Origin of the sequence: Acaryochloris sp. IP29b_bin.137 (assembly GCF_028285745.1) — a bacterium.
Lineage (GTDB): Bacteria > Cyanobacteriota > Cyanobacteriia > Thermosynechococcales > Thermosynechococcaceae > Acaryochloris.
The window spans coordinates 1-2,083 of record NZ_JANQOP010000132.1; the positions used below are offsets into that span (position 1 = coordinate 1).

3 protein-coding genes and 2 pseudogenes are annotated in these 2,083 nt (G+C 46.9%); 3 read left to right on the forward strand and 2 right to left on the reverse strand.

All coding sequences use genetic code 11. The features are described 5' to 3' along the window. Positions 1–280: pseudogene (locus Q0991_RS10100) on the forward strand (hypothetical protein); the annotation flags it as partial. Positions 281–337: 57 nt separating this feature from the next. Here the strand turns inward: Q0991_RS10100 and Q0991_RS10105 are convergent. Both Q0991_RS10105 and Q0991_RS10110 read right to left on the reverse strand, forming a co-directional pair. Then, positions 338–562: pseudogene (locus Q0991_RS10105) on the reverse strand (FAD-dependent oxidoreductase); the annotation flags it as partial. 237 nt (positions 563–799) lie between these two features. Next, complete coding sequence (locus Q0991_RS10110; RefSeq protein WP_299487971.1) at positions 800–1,240, reverse strand: DUF29 domain-containing protein; 441 nt, start codon at positions 1,238–1,240, stop codon at positions 800–802. A gap of 60 nt (positions 1,241–1,300) precedes the next feature. Between Q0991_RS10110 and Q0991_RS25145 the strand changes: the two genes are divergently transcribed. Both Q0991_RS25145 and Q0991_RS25150 read left to right on the forward strand, forming a co-directional pair. After that, entirely contained in the window at positions 1,301–1,534 is a 234-nt protein-coding gene (locus tag Q0991_RS25145; protein ID WP_366524940.1) for a hypothetical protein, read from the forward strand. Positions 1,535–1,644: 110 nt separating this feature from the next. Next, entirely contained in the window at positions 1,645–1,869 is a 225-nt protein-coding gene (locus Q0991_RS25150) for a hypothetical protein (protein ID WP_366524941.1), read from the forward strand. Positions 1,870–2,083: the final 214 nt, after the last annotated feature.

The following is a 2,083-nucleotide window of genomic DNA, read 5'->3' on the forward strand; positions in this document are numbered from 1 at the left end:
TCAAAACTATCGCCAAGCCCTAGACAAGCTGAAGCAAATTCATCGTTCCTTTCCTGAAGCAAAGATTAGTCCATCAGAATCCCAGCTATGGCTGCTACAGGGTCAGCAAGACTATGCCCAAGCTGACTATGCCCAAGCTGAGGTTTCTTTTCGCACGGCATTAAGCCTGGGCCTTTCTGGAGAAGGCCATTATTGGCTGGCCAAATGTCTTGTCGCTTCAGAAGAGATAGAGGCCGCATTAGCCCTGAATATTCCTTTGACTCCATATCCTCTTATTTAGGGGGGGTGGTTCCTTTTTAGCTCCAAGAGAACTACGTAAAGCATGCTCCGTAATTTTCTCGTAAGCCTCCGAATCTATATACTTTAGTGCTCTTAGTCCATTGGGTAGGAGATCTAATCCCTGTCCGACTTTACGGAATTCACGGGTTTGATCAATGACCAAAATGTTATTGATGCCGCGCTTTCGCAAACCGATTGCAGTTGCTAAGCCCACTGGACCCGCTCCAACAATCAAGACATCATAAATCTTCCGTGGAGAATCAGCGCCACTGATATCTGTCATGGTTAGAAATTTATAGTTTGGAGTTTTAATTCAAAAGGGGAACGATGGAACCAGAAATAAGCAGCTATTCCCTGCAACCTCATGTATCGCTTACGTTACCACTTTTTCAGAGACGATTATGCGATCGCAATATTCTCAAATCCTAACCCTCCAAACAATATATTGCCGAGGTCACAGACAGATCAGTACACCAAAATTTTGGGTTTGAAGCCCTGACTTCTCAGAAAGAGAAGTTTATCAAAGCTCCAATTCCACTGGCTCATCAAAGATGAGAACTTCAGAGAAAGGACAGGATTGGGGAAGTTGCTTAGGATCAAGGGGAGTTTCTCGCCCCACTAAATCCAGGCCGTCCTGATATCCTCGCTCAATAGCTTCCGCTAGATAGGGCTTTAGGCTGGGGTTATCGGTCAGATGTTCCTCAATACGCCGACGCTGCTCCTTGATTGTGTAAAACCAACTCTTAGATCGAGCCTCTGGTTGATAGTGCCATTTGAGCAGATGTCCCAGCAGCACACCCAATCGGTTGCGAAGCTCCTGCCGTTCCCGCTTACCCAACGATTCAATCTCCTCGATCAAGTTTTGAATATCCACTTGCTCCCACTGCTGTGTTTGCAGTAGTTCTACCTGGCGTTGAGTCCAGGCAAAAAAATCTTGGTCGTATAGAGTAGTGGTTCGCATGAGCATCTACACACTGTTTTTAGACTATTGTATCCAAACCTAAAAGTAATCTCCGGCTCTATGTTCGCTCCCCAAACAACCTCTCGCCTCATCATCCATATAACCGAAGAACAGCTAGGATTCCTCGCACACCTTTTCCCCAATGAAGACCTAGAAGATGCCCTGATCAACCTGCTTGAGCGTGCCAGAAGGCAAGCCATTCGGCAGGCAGAGAAGCCTTACATCCGGGCCAAGAATCCGAAGAAAACCAAGAAGGAACCTCAGAGAAACCCGTTAAGCAGGGGAATGGTCTAGTGGAGAATCCGATCGGGGAGTTGTAGGAGCTTTGCCAAAAGCAGCAGATTTCTTTTCCCAGGTATGAGTTTTCCGAGACACCGGAAGGCTTTCGATGTGCTGTCCATGCGATGAGCCTAGAAGGAACTGGTGAAGGATCGTCAAAGCAGGAAGCGAAGACAAAGGCAGCCAGAGGATTATTGGCGAAGATTAATGTCACCAGTAAGTTTTGCAACGTTACCTTTAGCTTCAGAGATGGTCCCGTTAAACTGACCATGAAACGAGCAGAGGTCATTAGCCTTGGAATCTTCAACAAAGCTTCTCAAGCCCAAGCCAGTCCTCCAGAACACCTCTAAACCAATCATCCAGATCCCATCAAAGAATTATAAATCCGTGGCCCTGGCCACCCCTCAACCCCAGACCAGCCAGCAGAGATCCCTGAAACCATCAATCAGCCTCGAAAGACGATTTCAAAGACTAGATCTTAGTCAGAAGCGCATTGCTCAACAGGCCAGGAAACGAGTCAGACTTGAGTATGTGAGAGTTTCCAAGAAAGGTTCTGGGCAATTC

Coding starts and splice junctions, on each gene's coding strand:
- Q0991_RS10110 (WP_299487971.1), bottom strand. CDS start 1,240: ATGCGAACCACTACTCTATACGACCAAGATTTTTTTGCCTGGACTCAA.
- Q0991_RS25145 (WP_366524940.1), top strand. CDS start 1,301: ATGTTCGCTCCCCAAACAACCTCTCGCCTCATCATCCATATAACCGAA.
- Q0991_RS25150 (WP_366524941.1), top strand. CDS start 1,645: ATGAGCCTAGAAGGAACTGGTGAAGGATCGTCAAAGCAGGAAGCGAAG.